Annotated in this window: 16 protein-coding genes; 8 read left to right on the top strand and 8 right to left on the bottom strand. The window is 66.6% G+C overall.

From position 1 onward, the window contains the following. Positions 1–2 precede the first annotated feature (2 nt). Positions 3–1,220, top strand: coding sequence for a GNAT family N-acetyltransferase (locus PT015_RS18195; RefSeq protein WP_285186308.1), 1,218 nt, complete (start codon positions 3–5; stop codon positions 1,218–1,220). On the opposite strand, the gene PT015_RS18190 is transcribed toward PT015_RS18195, so the two are convergent. Genes PT015_RS18190 through PT015_RS18180 form a run of 3 tightly spaced genes read right to left on the bottom strand, consistent with a single transcriptional unit; the run spans position 1,217 to position 5,179 of the window. Further along, a complete protein-coding gene (locus PT015_RS18190) occupies positions 1,217–2,242 on the bottom strand; it encodes a ketopantoate reductase family protein (protein WP_285186307.1) in 1,026 nt (341 codons plus the stop codon). The two genes, PT015_RS18195 and PT015_RS18190, sit on opposite strands and share 4 nt — an antisense overlap. Before the next feature lie 34 nt (positions 2,243–2,276). Beyond that, positions 2,277–4,070, bottom strand: coding sequence for a SulP family inorganic anion transporter (locus PT015_RS18185; protein WP_285186305.1), 1,794 nt, complete (start codon positions 4,068–4,070; stop codon positions 2,277–2,279). Beyond that, on the bottom strand, positions 4,067–5,179 hold the full coding sequence (locus tag PT015_RS18180; protein WP_285186304.1) for a sulfate ABC transporter substrate-binding protein: 1,113 nt from the start codon (positions 5,177–5,179) through the stop codon (positions 4,067–4,069). Before PT015_RS18180 ends, PT015_RS18185 begins: the two co-directional genes overlap by 4 nt. Before the next feature lie 144 nt (positions 5,180–5,323). On the opposite strand from PT015_RS18180, the gene PT015_RS18175 reads away from it, so the two are divergent. Continuing rightward, positions 5,324–5,818, top strand: a complete 495-nt coding sequence (locus tag PT015_RS18175; RefSeq protein ID WP_285186303.1) for a nuclear transport factor 2 family protein — start codon at positions 5,324–5,326, stop codon at positions 5,816–5,818. On the opposite strand, the gene PT015_RS18170 is transcribed toward PT015_RS18175, so the two are convergent. The 3 genes from PT015_RS18170 to PT015_RS18160 all read right to left on the bottom strand — a co-directional run bounded on the left by PT015_RS18170 (position 5,811) and on the right by PT015_RS18160 (position 8,583). Beyond that, entirely contained in the window at positions 5,811–7,397 is a 1,587-nt protein-coding gene (locus tag PT015_RS18170) for an MFS transporter (protein ID WP_285186302.1), read from the bottom strand. The genes PT015_RS18175 and PT015_RS18170 overlap by 8 nt on opposite strands. Positions 7,398–7,462: 65 nt before the next feature. Next, a complete protein-coding gene (locus PT015_RS18165; RefSeq protein WP_285186301.1) occupies positions 7,463–8,026 on the bottom strand; it encodes a TetR/AcrR family transcriptional regulator in 564 nt (187 codons plus the stop codon). Beyond that, complete coding sequence (locus PT015_RS18160; protein WP_285186299.1) at positions 8,023–8,583, bottom strand: TetR/AcrR family transcriptional regulator; 561 nt, start codon at positions 8,581–8,583, stop codon at positions 8,023–8,025. The genes PT015_RS18165 and PT015_RS18160 overlap by 4 nt, the downstream gene beginning before the upstream one ends. A 325-nt stretch (positions 8,584–8,908) precedes the next feature. Between PT015_RS18160 and PT015_RS18155 the strand changes: the two genes are divergently transcribed. From PT015_RS18155 to PT015_RS18145, 3 genes are read left to right on the top strand one after another with little or no spacing between them, the layout of a single operon-like run. Continuing rightward, positions 8,909–10,015, top strand: coding sequence for a type III polyketide synthase (locus PT015_RS18155; protein ID WP_285186298.1), 1,107 nt, complete (start codon positions 8,909–8,911; stop codon positions 10,013–10,015). Positions 10,016–10,022: 7 nt separating this feature from the next. Then, positions 10,023–10,532 (top strand): isoprenylcysteine carboxyl methyltransferase family protein, encoded by a 510-nt coding sequence (locus tag PT015_RS18150; RefSeq protein ID WP_285186297.1) that lies wholly within the window; start codon positions 10,023–10,025, stop codon positions 10,530–10,532. Next, the gene (locus tag PT015_RS18145; protein WP_285186295.1) at positions 10,529–11,545 is read left to right on the top strand and encodes an NAD(P)/FAD-dependent oxidoreductase; all 1,017 of its coding nucleotides are present in this window, start codon (positions 10,529–10,531) and stop codon (positions 11,543–11,545) included. The genes PT015_RS18150 and PT015_RS18145 overlap by 4 nt, the downstream gene beginning before the upstream one ends. A 10-nt stretch (positions 11,546–11,555) precedes the next feature. On the opposite strand, the gene PT015_RS18140 is transcribed toward PT015_RS18145, so the two are convergent. After that, on the bottom strand, positions 11,556–12,317 hold the full coding sequence (locus PT015_RS18140) for an SDR family NAD(P)-dependent oxidoreductase (RefSeq protein ID WP_285186294.1): 762 nt from the start codon (positions 12,315–12,317) through the stop codon (positions 11,556–11,558). Positions 12,318–12,415: 98 nt separating this feature from the next. Continuing rightward, on the bottom strand, positions 12,416–13,348 hold the full coding sequence (locus PT015_RS18135; protein ID WP_285186293.1) for a TauD/TfdA dioxygenase family protein: 933 nt from the start codon (positions 13,346–13,348) through the stop codon (positions 12,416–12,418). A 70-nt stretch (positions 13,349–13,418) separates the two neighbouring features. Between PT015_RS18135 and PT015_RS18130 the strand changes: the two genes are divergently transcribed. The 3 genes from PT015_RS18130 (at position 13,419) to PT015_RS18120 (ending at position 15,464) form a co-directional block, all read left to right on the top strand. Further along, complete coding sequence (locus PT015_RS18130; RefSeq protein WP_285186292.1) at positions 13,419–13,988, top strand: TetR/AcrR family transcriptional regulator; 570 nt, start codon at positions 13,419–13,421, stop codon at positions 13,986–13,988. Between the two features lie 74 nt (positions 13,989–14,062). Further along, a complete protein-coding gene (locus tag PT015_RS18125) occupies positions 14,063–14,641 on the top strand; it encodes a TetR/AcrR family transcriptional regulator (protein WP_285186291.1) in 579 nt (192 codons plus the stop codon). A gap of 286 nt (positions 14,642–14,927) precedes the next feature. Continuing rightward, a complete protein-coding gene (locus PT015_RS18120) occupies positions 14,928–15,464 on the top strand; it encodes an OsmC family protein (RefSeq protein ID WP_285186290.1) in 537 nt (178 codons plus the stop codon).

Here is a 15,464-nt window from a genome sequence, read left to right as displayed (position 1 = left end):
GGGTGACCACCGACATCCGCGTGCTCGACAGCGAGGGCGACCTCGTTGCCGCGGCCAACGTGTTCCGCGCCGCCATGATCGGCTTCCCCCGCATGTCGGACCTCGAGGCCGACCAGATCCGGCGGCTGCTCGAACCCGGCCGCACCATCGGCGCGTTCGTCGACGGTCAACTCGTCGGCACCGCCGACGCGCAGACGAGCACGCTCACCCTTCCCGGCGGTGCCAGGGTCGGTCATGCGGCCGTGACCCACATCGGGGTACTGCCGTCGTTCACCCGACGCGGTGTCGCCACCGATCTCGTTCGCCACCAGCTGCATGACGTCGCCGCGCGCGGCGAACCGGTCGCGACGTTGCGGGCATCCGAGGCGACCATCTACGAGCGCTACGGATACGGCGTCGCGACCAGATCTCAGACCGTCGAAGTCCAGACCGCGCGGGCGAAGCTGCGGCCGGGCGCGCCGGCCGGCGGTCCGGTGCGACTGCTGGATCCCACGGACGTCTGGGAGGCGTTACCGCGGATCTACGGCGAGAACCGGCCATCGCGGCCCGGGACGATCGACCGACCGGGGATGTGGTGGCAGGGAATCCGGCTACGCACCGAATCCGCTTCTGGTCCTTGGTATGTCGCGGTACATGGCGCGGCCGGGCGCGAGACGGGATTCGCCCGCTATCGCCCGATCGACACCGACAAATGGTTCGTCAGCGACCAGCGCACCATCGTCGTCGAGGACTTCTTCGCGCCCGACTCGGAGAGCTACGTCGGCCTGCTCCGCTTCCTGCTCGGACTCGACCTGATCGATCGGGTGGTGTTCTTCATGATGCCGGTCGACGACCCGATGCCATGGCTGCTGCTCGATCAACGCGCCGCGAAGGTGACCAACGCCCACGACGAAACCTGGCTCCGGATCATCGACGCCGAAAAAGCCTTGGCGGCACGCCAATACGCCGGTGACTCGGAAGTCGCCATCGCAGTCGAGGATTCGCTGTTACCGGGCAACTCCCGCACCCTGTCTGTCACGCCGGACGGCGCCGAGCGCGTCGACCGGAATCCTCAGGTGCACGTCGGGGTGGCGGGCCTCGCCGCCGTGCTGCTCGGCGGGGCGACGTGGCGCAGCCTGGCTTTGGCCGGGGTGGCGCGCGCCGAAGACCCGGCGCATCTCGTCGCGGCGGATCGCCTCTTCGCGTGGCCCGAAGCCCCGCACGCCGGATTCTTCTTCTAGGCTCCTAGCAGGGCTGCCAGTTGCTCGGCCGAATAGTGGCCCGGCCCATGGTGATTGCGCACTGCATCACGTGCGGCCCGAGCCAGTGCCGCGTTCAGGGGTGCGTCGATCCCGTGCTGGTGTGCGATACGGACGATCTCGCCGTTGAAGAAGTCGGTCTCCACGTCGCCGGTGTTGCGGCTCAGGGACTGCCAGGTGGAGCTGCTGGCGCCGGTGTCATCGCCGGGCACCGGCCGCAGTGTCGGCCCGTCGGCCCGCCCCGCCGTCGTCACCTCGAACGAGACGAAATCGATTCCAGCGCAAGCTAGTACCCGCTCGGCCTCATCGCGTAGCGGGCGGACGAACTTGTTGAGATCGCCCGTGGCCAGCGCGCCCACCGCGTTACCGAGGTTGCTCAGCAACTTGTTGTATTTCCACGGAGCGACGTCGTCGACCGCATTGACCCGGATTCCCGCCGCGGTCCAGGCGGCTGCCAGATCGTCGAGCAACTCGCTGTCCTCGGCGGTGCGCAGCGTGGCCGGCCACCGGGCGACGTGGAATTGACCGGCGACCGGCCACGAACGGACGATCACCTCGCCGGCGTTCAGATGGACGGCGGGTAGCCACACGCAGATGCCGAACACCCGCCGGAAGTAGCGCAGCGCTTTCTCCTCTGCCACAACACCGTTGAGCGCGGTGAACACCGGCAGCAGATCGCCGGCGGTACCGGCGACGCCGTCGGGACCATGCACCGGCCGATCCACCCATTGCTGCAAGGCCGCGTCAAGCTGCTGGGTCTTGGTGGCGAACACCAGCACGTCGTCGGCGGTCAGCCGCACCTCGTCGGCATCCGAAACCGCGGCCACCGCCGTGTGAAAGATGCCGTCCGGCGTCCTGAGCATCAGGCCGGTGGTGGCCAGCACCTCGGCGTGCTGCCCGCGCGCCACCAGCACCGTGGGCACGCCGGCCCGAGCCAGCACGCCACCGACGGTTCCGCCGATCGCGCCCGCACCGACGATGACGTAACGACGTCCGGAACTCACTCGGCCAGATTACGTGTGCGGTATGGCCGGCCGATCAGACCAGGTAGTAGTAGTGCTTGGCGTCTCCGTTGGTGGCAACGGCATCGGCCGGCACCTTTTCCCCCGATTCGTCGAAGCCGCGCAGGGCATGGGCGTAGCGAACCGCCTTCAGCGTCGCGGAGAATTCCTGCTCCTCCTCGGGGAAGACCCGCTCCGACGGGAACCACTTGTCGAAGCCCACGTTCGTCAGCAGCGTCCACAGGTCGTCCTGCACGCCGGCCAGCAGGACCACTACCCCGCGTTCGGTTTCGTCGCGAACGAACTTGTCGACCCGCTGAATCACGACGGCGTCCGGGTGGCGCACCCGCTTCACGCGCAGCACGAGATACTTGATGCCTTCCTTCTCGATGCGCTCGGACAGGTCACCGAGGTAACGCTCCAATTCCGGTGCGGCACCGAAGAACAACTCGCCCTCGAAATCGAAGATCAACGTCGACGGGTCGGGGGGATCGCTGGGCACCCGCTCGCGCACCACCCGCTCGGGTGCGACGACCAACTCTCTCGCCTTGAGCCGCGCGGCCCGCGGCACGAACAGCAGGATGGACAGGGCGACGCCGAGCAGCACCGCGGTGTCCAGGTCGACCAGCACCCCCGTGAACGCCGTGATCAGGACCAGGCCCGCGTCGTAGCGAGACGCCTTGACGGCGTAGCTGATTCGCTTGACGTCGATCAACCGCACCGCGGTGATCAGTAGCAGTCCGGCCAGCGCGGCGCGGGGCATGTAATGCAGCAGCGGCGCGAACAACAGCACGATGATCGCCACCCCGATGGATGCGATCACCCCGGAGAACCGGGTCACCGCACCCGCCTGGTAATTGATCGGTGACCGGGTCACCGAACCCGAACCCGGGACCGCCTGGAAGAAGCCGCCGGCCAGGTTGCCCAGACCTTCCGCGATGATCTGGCGGTTGTAATCGATCTTCTGCCCGCTCTCGTAAGCGATGGCCTTCGCGATCGACAGCGCCTCCAGCAGACCGATGAAGGCGATCGCGAGCGCGCCCTCCGACAGCTGGCCAATTTCGCCGAGTTGGATCGAGGGGATGTGCGGATGCGGCAGGCTCTGCGGGATTTTCGCGGTAAGGGTGATCGCGGTCTTGCCGTGGTGTTCGGTCGCCCAACCGGCCAGATATGCGATCAGGGCCGCGAAGATCAGCGTGGCCAGCAGGTCGATCTGCGGCAGCCCGTACCGCTTCACCACCCGTCGCAGGACAACTGCGAGGACGATGGTCGACACGGCGATGATCAACGCTCGGTAGTTGACGGCGTCGCCGTGGAACAGCGTGAGGTAGGTGCGCTTGAGCACCGACTGTCGGCCGTTGCCTTGGTCTTTCACCCCCAGCGCATTGCCGAGCTGGCCCAGCGCGATCAAGATCGCGGCGGACAGGATGAACCCGAGGATGACCGATTCGGAGATATATCGAGTCAGGTCACCGAGTTTGAATACCGCGATCAAGATCTGGAACGTGCCGACCAGGACGCCGAGCAAAAACAGCGCCTCGAACAGGGCCGTCCGGTTCTCCGGGTCGATGAACGCCAGCGAGCTGAACACCAGCAGCGAGATCGCGCTCGTCGGTCCGTTCACCAAATGCGAGGACGACTGGAAGATCGACGCCACGAAGGTCACCACGATCGAGGAATACACGCCGAACTTCGGGTCGACGCCGGCCACCAGTGCGTAGGTGATCCCTTGCGGCAGCGACACCGCCGCGACCGTGAGGCCGGCGATGAGATCGCGGCGCGCCTTCTCACCGGAGTAGTTCAGATTCGCAAATCTCGCCGAAATGCTCATGAGGTCTTCGCCTTTCGTCGCGAGTGGGCCGACGCCTTCCGGGCCGGAGCCGAGGAGACCACGTCGTAGATTCCGTTGTTGCCGAAGAACTTCTCGCGCGCGTCGTTCCAGTTCTTCGCGATCGCGGAGATCGGGAAGAGGTCGATCGCGGGCAGTCGGTCCCTGTGCTTGGCGAGGATCTCCGGTTTGATCGGCCGGTAGCCGTACTCAGCGGCGGTCTCCTGCGCCGCGTCGGTGTAGAGATACTCCAGATACGCCTTGGCGTAGGACGCGAGCTTCTTGTCGGACAGGTTCGCATCGACCCAGGTGACCGCTGGCTCGGCGCGGATACTCGTTGGTGGATAGACGATTTCGAACTCGTTCTTGTTCTCCGCGACCTCGCGCAGTGCTTCGTTTTCCCACGTGAGGTGGACATCGCCGACCTTCTCGACCGAGTAGGTGATTGCGGCGCTCCGCGCGCCGGGATCGGCGGCGACGACGTGCGTCAGTAGGTCCCGGACGAAGTCGGACGCCTGTGCGTCACTGCCGCCGCGGGTGGTGACCGAACCCCAGGCGGCCAGCACACTGAGCTTGCCGTTGCCCGACGTGCGTGGATCCGGGTTCACGATCTCGACGTCGTCCTTGATCAGATCGGGCCAATCGTGGATGTGCTTCGGATTGTCTTTGTGGACAACGAAAACGATCGTCGAGGTGTAGGGCACCGAGTTGTTCGGCAGCCGCTTCTGCCAATCGGCGCCGACCAGGCCGCGCTTCCGTAGCGCTTCGATGTCGCTCGGCAGCGCGAGCGACACCACGTCCGCCTTCTGCTTGCCCGCGATGACGTCCGCCGTCTGGCGGCCCGAACCACCGTGCGACTGCTTCACTTCCACCGTCACGCCGGTCTGCTTCTTGTACTGCTCGACGAAATGCCTGTCGATCTCCGCATACAGCTCCCGAGTCGGGTCGTAGGACACGTTGAGGATCTGGTTCGCCGACTTGTCGTGCTGCAGGTTGTGGAACGCGAGCAGGCCCGCCGCCACCACAATCGCGGCGAGACCCACAATGTTGAGCCGAGGCACCCCGGCCACGGCTCTGCGCCATCGCGGCGGTTGCTGGGTGGGCTCGGTCATTACTTGCCTCCATACCGGTGACCGGGTTCACGAGAAGTTGCCGGCGGGCGGCGACTGGATTTGGCGAGCGTAGCCATCGCCCCCGGTAAACACAGCCGTGTAAATCAGCCTGATTGCAACGGCAAGTCCGCCAAGATGTTTGCCATGCCCAATTCAGACGATCTACACATCTGGGTCGACAAGGCCGCGCTGACGGAATTGGTGGCCCGGCTCGCCGCGGCGGCTGATCGCGCCGACAAAGCAGGGATCATCGAGTGCTACGCGCCGCAGTCCTACGACGACCACGGCGCGTTCAAGGGATCCGGCTCCGAGTTCGCCGAAATGATCTGCGCGCCAGACAGTCGGGCGGGCCAGCTGACGATGCATCACCTCCTGGGTCAGTCGGTCTTCGACGTCGACGGCGACAATGCCTGGGGTGAAACGTTCTTCGTGATGCATGCGCTGATCGGTGGCCAGGTCGTGGCCAGCTACGGCCGCTACATCGATTACTTCCGGCGACTAGACGGCGACTGGAAGGTCAGCTACCGGCGGGTGGTGCCTGACGTCACCATTCCCGGCGACGACCCCGCCCAGTACTGGCCCGCACGCCGGGACCGGACCGATCCGCGCTACGACCGCCGGACGGCGCCGCCTACTTAGACCGTCGCCGCGCCAACAGGTAGCGCACCGGGCGCAACTGCTGGCCGTCGCGTCCCGGCGCCCACAAGCCGATCAGCACTGCGCTGACCGCAATGAGGATCGCCAACACCAGCAACGACGAATGCATGGCATCGATGAACGCCACCTTGCTGGCCTCCGCTAGTCGCGTCCCCGCCGGACCGAGCCGTCGCGACACCTCCAGCGCCTGACCCAAGGACGTGGCGGCCGCATCACCGACGGATTTTGGAAAGCCAGTCAGGTTGGGCGCCAACGCCTGTGCGTACCGCGCCGCCAACATAGATCCCGCCAACGCTATTCCCAGCGCGGCACCGATCTCCCGGCTGGCGTCGTTGACCGCCGAGGCGACGCCTTGCTTGTCGTCGGGAGCCGTGGTCATGATCGCCGACGTCGTTGGCGCCGTGCACATTCCGATGCCGACACTCATGATCAGCATCGGCCACGCCGCCCGCCAATAGGGCGAGTCGACCGCGATGCCCGCCATGCAGTACGACCCGAGGGCAATGAAGAGCAGGCCGACGAAGATCGTCGTGCGCAGGCCGAGTCGGGGCAGATACCAGAACGACAACACCGACAGCACCAGGACCGGACCCATGATCGGGCTCAACGCCAGCGCCGTCTTGTTGGGGCTGTAGCCGAGGATCAACTGCATGTACTGCATCAACAGGAACAGGTAGCCGAACATCGACAGGAAGAACACCGTGATGGTGGCCGCGCCGATCGCGAACGCGGGCACCGCGAACAGGCGCACGTCCAACAGCGGATAGCGCTGGCGCATCTCGACGAAGCCGAACGCCAGACCCAGCAGCAGACCGGTGCCGATGGTGGACAGCACCAGCGGGTGGGTCCAACCGCGGGCCGGCGCTTCGAGGATGCCGAACACCAGCGTCGCCACCGAACCGGCGATGACCACCGCGCCCCGCCAGTCCAGTGGATGCGCGTCGGCCTCGCGCGAACTCGCAATGGTCAGGGTGAGAACGAAAATAGTCGACGCCGCGCCGGCGAATCCCCAGAAGATCGAGTGCCACGACCAAAAGTTCAGCAGGGCACCGGATCCGAGCATCCCGACGACCGCACCGCATCCCGCCACGCCGGCCCAGATGCCAACCGCCTTGTTGCGCTGATCTTTTGGATGCGCCGCGGTGATCAGCGACAGCGTGGCGGGCATGATCAACGCCGCACCGGCACCGGCAACGCCGCGAGAGATGATGACGATCAACGGGTCGGACAACACCGCCGGCACCAGCGACGCCGCGGCGAAGATGGCCAGGCCGACCAGCATCGCGCCCCGGCGACCGTAGCGGTCACCGAGCGCACCGGCGGGTAGCAGTAGGCAGGCCAGCACAAGGGTGTAGCTGTCCACGACCCAGGTGAGCTGAGTCTGGGTGGCCGAGGTCGCGATGGCGATGTCGGGCAGCGCGGTGTTGAGCGCCACCATCGACGAGATCACCAGCAGCACGCCGAAGCAGGCGACGGTCAGCAGCCACGTCCTCGTGCGGGACGTCAGGCCAGCCAGCGCGAAGTCGCCGTCGGGGTATGGATCGGCCACTGTCTCGACCACGAAAGCCTCCACCCAGTGCGTTTCGAAACGAGACTATCAGTCTCGTTTCGTCCGGGCGAGGTGCCTCAGACCGGCGCCGGGCCCACCAGGAGTTGCCGGATGACCGGCGCGGCCCATCGGCTGAGTTCGTCGCGATCGAGGCCGGCAATCGGCGGATTGACCAGCACGTACCGCGTGATCGCCAGGCCGATGACAAATGCACCCATCAGCCCGATCCGCTGCACGGGATTGTCCGGGGTGGCGGTGATCAGCTTGGGCGCCACCTGCTCGGCGAACACCCGTCGCAAGGTATCGGCTGCCAGCGGGCTTGTCATCGCCGCCCGCAGCAAAGCCAGGAACGTCTCGTCCTCCTCCCACACCGCGAAGAACCGCGGCAACAGGATGCCGGCAACCTCGTCGGGCGCGACGTCGGAAAGGTCCGGAAGGTCGATCTCGAAATCGGCTGCGGCAGCGAACAAGTCCTGCTTACTGCCGAAGTAACGGATCACCAGAGCCGCATCCACACCGACGTCGGCGGCAACCGCCCGCAGGGTCGTCCGCTCGTAACCTTCGGCGCCGAAGCGACGGCGGGCAGCCGCGAGGATGTCCGCCCGCGTCTGCGCGGCGTTGCGGGGCCGGGTCACGGTCATACCGGCGCCGGACCCGTCAGCAACTGCCGGAAGACGGGTGCGGCCCACTGGCTGAGCTCGTCGCGGCTGAGCTCCGCGGCCGGCACGTTACCCAGCACCGAACGGGTCGCGGCCAGCCCGATGACGAAGGCATCGGTCAGCGCGATGCGTTGCCGCTCGTGGTCCGGCGTGGCGCCCTTCAGCGTCGGCGCCACATGCGTGGCGAGCGTCTCGTTGAGCTTATCGGCGGCCACCCGGCTGGTCATCGCCGCCTGCAACAGCGCCATGAACGAATGGTCTTCCTCCCACACCGCGAAATACCGCGGCAGCAGCAGGTCCGCGATGTCGTCTGGTGTCGCACCGGCCAGGTCGGGCAGCTCGATGGCGAACTCGGTGGCCGTCGCGAACAGGTCCTGCTTACTGCCGAAGTACCGGCTGACCAGGGCGGCGTCCACGCCGACGTCGGAGGCGATCGCACGCAGCGTGGTCCGGTCATAGCCGTCGGCGGCGAACCTGCGGCGCGCCGCATCCAGGATGTCCGCCCTGGTCTGCGCGGCATTGCGCGGTCGCTTCGTCATCGGTGAACCAGTTTATGTCACCGCCCGTTGACTAGATGTGACCGCGGGCGTACCTTCAAGTCATCAGTCGTTGACAAAAGTCATCGGCTGTTGAAATCGAGAGATTGGGACATCCCATGATCGCGGACCTTGGCAATAAGATGGAAAGCGAACTCACCCGCTCCCATCCGGAATCACGGACCACCTCCGCGCTGTTGATGTGTCTACCCCAGCAGTACGGATTCAGCGAAAGTTCGGCTGTCGCGGCACAATTGCCCCGACGGCTCCCAGTTCTACCAACGGCATCGTTGCCGGCACGCCATGTCGTCTACAAAGGGGCAAGAAAATGAGCGCACGTTCGAGCGGCAACGAATTCAGGTCACACCGGGCCGGCAGCGTCATCGCCGGAGTGCAGGGCGCACTGCCCGAGCATCGTTACGAGCAGGCCGAAATCACCGAGATGCTCGCCGCGCTGCCGGCGTTCGCCGAGCACGGCGACCTGCTGCGCAAATTTCACGCCAGCTCGAAGGTGGACAGCCGCTATCTGGTCCTGCCGCTCGAGCGCTATGCCGGGCTGACCGACTTCGGACGTGCGAATGACATCTGGATCGAAAACGCGGTCGAACTCGGTTGCGCGGCAATGACAGCCGCGCTCGACGAGGCGGGGCTACGGCCCGAGAACGTCGACGTGGTGATGTCGACGACCGTCACCGGGCTGGCCGTGCCGTCGCTGGAGGCGCGCATCGCGACCCGCCTCGGGCTGCGCCCCGACGTGCGACGGGTGCCCATGTTCGGCCTCGGTTGCGTTGCCGGCGCCGCTGGGGTCGGACGGCTCAACGACTACCTGCGCGGTGCGCCTGAAGAGGTCGCGGTGCTGCTGTCGGTCGAGTTGTGCTCGCTCACCTTCCCGGCGACGACGCCCTCGTTGGCGTCGTTGGTCGGCACCTCGCTGTTCGGTGACGGTGCCGCTGCGGTGGTCGCGGTCGGCGCCCGCCGCGCCGAGCGGATCGGGGCCCGCGGACCGGAAGTGCTCGGCTCACGAAGCCACCTCTACCCCGACTCGCAGAACACCATGGGCTGGAAGATCGGTTCCACCGGGTTCGGCCTGATCCTCTCCCCGGACGTCGCCGACGTCGTCGAGCGGTACCTGGCCGACGATGTCGCGGGACTGCTGGCCACTTACGGGGTGGACCTTGGCGACATCGGCGCCTGGGTCAGCCATCCGGGCGGACCCAGGGTCATCGAGGCGATCGTCTCCTCCCTCGGATTACCCAGCGACGCACTGGAACTGACGTGGCGCTCACTGGCCGAGGTCGGCAACCTGTCGTCGTCGTCGGTGCTGCATGTCTTCCGCGACACGATCGCCAAGCAGCCGCAGGCCGGCAGCCCGGGGATTATGCTGGCGATGGGCCCGGGCTTCTGTTCCGAGCTTGTCATGCTGCGCTGGCGGTGAGGCGGCGATGATCTGGTACATACTGCTGGTCGCCGCGGTCGCAATCGAGCGACTCGTCGAAGTCCGTGTCGCCGAGCGCAATCGCGCCACCAGTGTGGCGCGCGGCGGCGTGGAGTTCGGCGCGGGGCACTACCCAGCGATGGTCGTGCTGCACTTCAGTCTGCTGGTCGGCTGTTTGGTGGAGCCAATCATGTTGCATCGCAGCTTCATACCCGCACTGGGGTGGCCGATGTTGGCGGTGGTGCTCGCCGCGCAGACGCTGCGCTGGTGGTGCATCACCACCCTGGGGAGTCAGTGGAACACCCGCGTCATCGTGATACCGGGCGCTGGTCGGATCACAGGCGGCCCGTACCGGCTGATACCCCATCCGAACTACGTCGCGGTGATCGCCGAGGGTGTGGCCCTGCCACTGGTGCACACGGCTTGGCTTACGGCGCTGGTGTTTTCGGTGCTGAACGCCTGGCTACTGAGCACCCGGATCAAGGTCGAGAACACCGCGTTGGCGAGCCTGACATGATCGACCTGCTGGTGGTCGGCGGCGGGCCGGCCGGACTGGCCACCGCCATCCACGGCGCCCGAGCCGGGCTGGACGTGGTGGTCGCGGAACGGCGTCGAGGCCCGATCGATAAGGCGTGCGGCGAAGGCCTCATGCCGCACACGCTGCGCCACTTGCACGCGCTGGCCGTGCATCCGCTGGGCAAGCCGATCCGCGGCATCAGCTACCGCGACGGCGACCGACACGTCGACGCCAAATTCAAACGTGGCACCGGACGCGGCGTCCGCCGGACGGTGTTACACGGCGCGCTGATCGATGCGGCGGTCGAGGCCGGCGTCGAGATCGTCCGCGACGAGGTCCGCGAAATCAGTCAGGACGGCAACGGAGTTCGCGCCGGGCGCTGGCGGGCGCGGTATCTGGCCGCGGCCGACGGCCTGCACTCCCCCATCCGCCGGACGTTGGGACTCGAGCTGCCGAGCCCGGGACCGCGGCGCTGGGGAATCCGACGGCACGTTCAGACCACGCCCTGGACCGACCACGTCGAGGTGCACTGGGCGGCGGGTGCCGAAGCCTACGTGACACCGGTCGCCGACGACTGCGTCGGCGTCGCACTGCTGAGCTCCGGACGCGGTGGATTCGAATGTCACCTCGAGGAATTCCCCGAGCTGCGCGAGCGGATCGACGGCCTTGCGCACGAACCCGATCGCGCGGCCGGTCCACTGCGGCAGAAGGTTTCGAGCCGGACAGCGGGCCGGGTGCTACTGGTCGGGGACGCCGCGGGTTACGTGGACGCCCTGACCGGCGAGGGTCTCGGTCTGGCGTTCGGCGCGGCCGAGGCGCTGGTGGATTGTGTTCTGTCCGGCCGGCCAGGGGATTACGACAGGCGGTGGCGGCACCTGACGCGGCGCTATCGGATGCTCACCGCGGCGTTGCTTCAGGCCAGCGCCTACGGTCCGGCCCGTTCGCGCATCGTCCCCGCCGCGGTCGCCATGCCTGCGGTGTTCACCGGCATTGTGAATCTTCTCGCGCAGTAGACGCCCGACGTCAGACCTGGTTGAATCCGCCGTCGGCGTCGATGGTCGAACCGGTGATGAAGCTGGACAGGTCGCTAGCCAAAAACACTGCGGCATTTGCGATCTCGACGGCCTCGGCGAAACGCCCCAGCGGGATGGTCGAGACTCGGGCGGCGCGGAACTCCGCCACCGTCGCGTTCGGATTGGTCTGCGCCGCGAGATTGTCGCTGCCCGGCGTCGCGGTCGAGCCGGGGACCAGGACGTTGACCCGGATCCTGCGGTCGGCGAGTTCGTGCGCCCAGGCCCGCGCCAGGGAGCGCACGGCGGCCTTGGATGCGGCATAGATGCTCAGCCCCGGGCGGCCACGATCGGCGGTGGTGGAACCGACCAGCACGATCGACGCGCCGTCATTGAGCAGCGGCAGCGCCTTCTGCACGGTGTAGACCACGCCCTTGACGTTGGTGGTCAGCAAGGTGTCGAGGTCGTCGTCGCTGATCTCGCCGAGTCGCGCGACCCGGGTGGACCCGGCATTCGCGACGACGATGTCGATGCCTTTTCCGGCCGCGGCAACCTCCGCGTAGAGTCGGTCGAGGTCGGCCGGTACCCCGACGTCCCCGGGAACCGGAACGGCGTGTGGCCCCAATTGAGCTGCGGCGGTGGTGAGTTCACGCTTGCGACGGCCGGTGATGAACACCCGGTCGGCGCCTTCGGCAATGAACCGCTCGGCAGTGGCCAGGCCGATTCCGGAGTTCGCGCCGGTGACGACCGCAGTCTTGTGGTCGAGCAGTCCCATTCGCTCATCCTCCCGCCCCGGCTCGCGAGAGTGCAACTAGCGAGGGCCTCTCCCGGCACTCGTCTCGCTAGTTGCACTCTCGACGCCTCACCGGGCGGCTAGGCGACAAGCGGTTTAGGGGTGTCCACGATCGAGTAGTCGCTCGCATCGCCCGCAACCGCTCGGCTGTGCTCACCACGGACGCTCACCGGAATCTCGCCGGCCAGGGTGATGCGGCGGACCTCGCGGCGCTGATTGCCGAAGTCGGAGACCGCGTAGTGCTGGGTCGCGCGGTTGTCCCAGATCGCGACGTCGCCGAGCTTCCAATTCCACCGAATCGTGTTCTCCAACCAGGTGATTCGTTCCTGGAAGAGCCGGTACAGCGCCTGGAACTCAGCGCCGTTGAGCCCGAGAAATGACTTGGCGAATGAGCCGAGTAGCAGCGACTTCTCACCCGATTCCGGATGCACACGAACGACGGGGTGCTGCGTCTCGTAATGGGTTGAGTGGAACTGCGACGCGTACTTGAGGATCGCCTCCGGGTCGGCCTCGGCCGCGGCGAGCTTCGCCGGGTCGATCTGGGCGTAGTCGAAGGCATTGTTGTGCACCGCCCATAGATTTTCCGCAAGATCCTTCAGCGGCTGCGGAAGCTGTTGGTAGGCAGCAACTGTGGAGGCCCACGTGGTCGTGCCACCGTAGGGCGGCAACTCGACGGCCCGCAGGATGGAGGCTTTCGGCGGACGATCGACGAACGTCACATCGGTGTGCCACTGGTTGGCGCCGCCACCGCCGATCGCTTCCAGGCGCATGACCTTGCTCCCCTCGAACTTCAGCGTCGGGTGCGGCGTGGTGGGTACGCCCAGGCTCTCGGCGAACTCGTAGTGCGAATCGTCGTCGAGGTGGTCCTGCCCGCGGAAGAAGATCACCTTGTGCGCGACGAGCGCCCGATTGATCGCGGCCGAGGTCTCGGCGTCGACGGCACCCAGCCGCACTCCGTCGATGCGCGCCCCGATGTTCTCGCCCAGTTGCACCACGCGTAGGTCACTACTCATCCCTGCTCCTTCGTCGGGTTTTTGGTGTAGGCGACTGACTACACTTGCCGTTATCGGTTAATGTACACAGATGGCTACAGCAGAGGCAACGGTTACAACCACGGCGAAGCCAATCGGCAAAGACAAGGTCAGCGCGGCTGTTCTGGAGGCTGCCAGTCAGTTGTTCGCCCAGAAAGGCCCCGCCGCGACGTCGATCCGGGAGGTCGCGTCCCGGGCCGGCGTCAACCACGGCCTCTTGCACCGCCACTTCGGGAGCAAACACCAACTACTGGCCGCGACGCTCCAGCATCTCGCCGACTCGGCCGCCGCGCTGCGCGCATCCGGGGCCGAGCGGGCGGAGTTGGAGGCCGCGTACGAATTCCAGGCGCGGGTCATGGTGCGTTCGACCCTCGACGGCTTTCCCGTCGAAGAGCTTCAGCAGCGCTTTCCCGGCATGGAGGCCTTTCTCAAGCAGGTCCAGGCCGACCACAGCGACGATCGGACGGCGCGATTGCTGGCCGCGCATGGCATGGCACTACAGGTCGGCTGGGGATTACTGGGGCCGACGCTGCGGGTCGCATTCGGGCTGCAGGACCTCGACGACACCGAGATCCGGGCGGCGGTCGCCGAGCAGATCGCGAAAATCATTGCCGCCGAATAGCACTACGCGAAGGCCTGCGCCCAGCTGACGCTGGCGAACAGACCCCTCTGTCTAGCCGTGCTAGCTTGACTGGCATGCAGACCACGGAGGCGAGATCGGCGCGGCCGGCCGATCGCCTGCTCGCCGCGGCGACCGACCTCTTCGGCAAATACGGCATCCGCGCGATCGGCATCGACCGCATCCTGCGCGAAGCCGGCTGCGCAAAAGCCAGTCTCTACAGCAGCTTTGGCTCCAAAGACGCATTGGTCACCGCCTACCTGACCGAGCTGGATAGCGTCGACCGCGATCGATTCGCCCAGGCGATCGAGGGCATCGGCGATCCCGTCGCGCGGGCGTTGACGTTCTTCGATCTGGCGCTCGTCAAGGCCCAGCGCCAGGACTACCCCGGCTGCCTCTACACCAGCGCGGCATCCGAATTCCCCGGCGTCCGTTTCGAACCCATCGACAACCACCGGCAGTGGGTTCGTTCCACCCTGAGCGGATTCATCAAGTCGGCCGGGGTCCGAAAGGCCGCGCCGATGGCCCGCCAGATTCAGTTGCTCTACGACGGCGCGCTGGTCGCGTCGAAGGTGGAGCAGTCGGTGGAGCCGATTCGAATCGGGCGCAGCCTCGCCGCGGACGCAATCGCCCGCGCTCGCGACGCCATGCCCTGACGATCAGTCCGTTCAAATCACCGCGATTCGATAGCGGTCGGCATCAACCGTCTGCCGCGCCGGATGCCGGTGCTGTCCGCTGGTCGCTCGGCGATGCTTCGTCATCCCCGGGGAATTCGCTGCTCACGGGCAATTTCGCAGTCGCGCAGCGCCGCGTCCGCCCCCGGCCGGCTCGCGTCGCCTTGTGCCAGCCACCGCGGGATATCGCGCCATCGCTCCATAGACAGAGTGGTCTGTCTATGTCAGCGTGTGAGCATCATCGACGTACCGCTAGGAGCCCGCACCCATGACCACCTTCTCCGGACAAGCCCTCACGATCGACGCCGCCGGCCTCGACCGACTCTCGTGTAACGCGAAGGCCGACCCCGCCACCGGGAAGAAGACGCTCAAGGCGAAAACGGTGTGCGAATCGAACTTCCGCAACCTCACCTACGTGCGTGACCTGGCACCGATGCTGGTCGGCGAGCCACCCGCGCTGCTGGGTGACGACGCGGCGCCCAACCCGTCGGAAACCGTTCTGGCAGCGCTGGGTTCGTGCATCGCCGTCGGCCTGCTGGCCAATGCCACCCACCGCGGGGTCGCGTTGACCAGGATCGAGGTGAGCATGGAAGGCGACATCGACATCTCGGCGGTGTGGGGGGTCGGCGACACTCCCGACGACAAGGTCCCCGGATTCACCGCGGTGCGTAGCCAGGTCGTGCTCGCAGGAGACGCCGACGCCGACACTCTGCAGGCGATCCACGACAACGCCATTCACTGGTCCCCGGTCGTGAATACCTTGCGCCGGCCGGCGACCGTCGACTCCACCCTGACCGTCGAATAG

The sequence above is a fragment of the Candidatus Mycobacterium wuenschmannii genome (assembly GCF_030252325.1).
GTDB lineage: Bacteria > Actinomycetota > Actinomycetes > Mycobacteriales > Mycobacteriaceae > Mycobacterium > Mycobacterium wuenschmannii.
The sequence above is the reverse complement of the archived record's forward strand: the minus strand, read 5'-3'. Positions and strand labels throughout refer to the sequence as shown.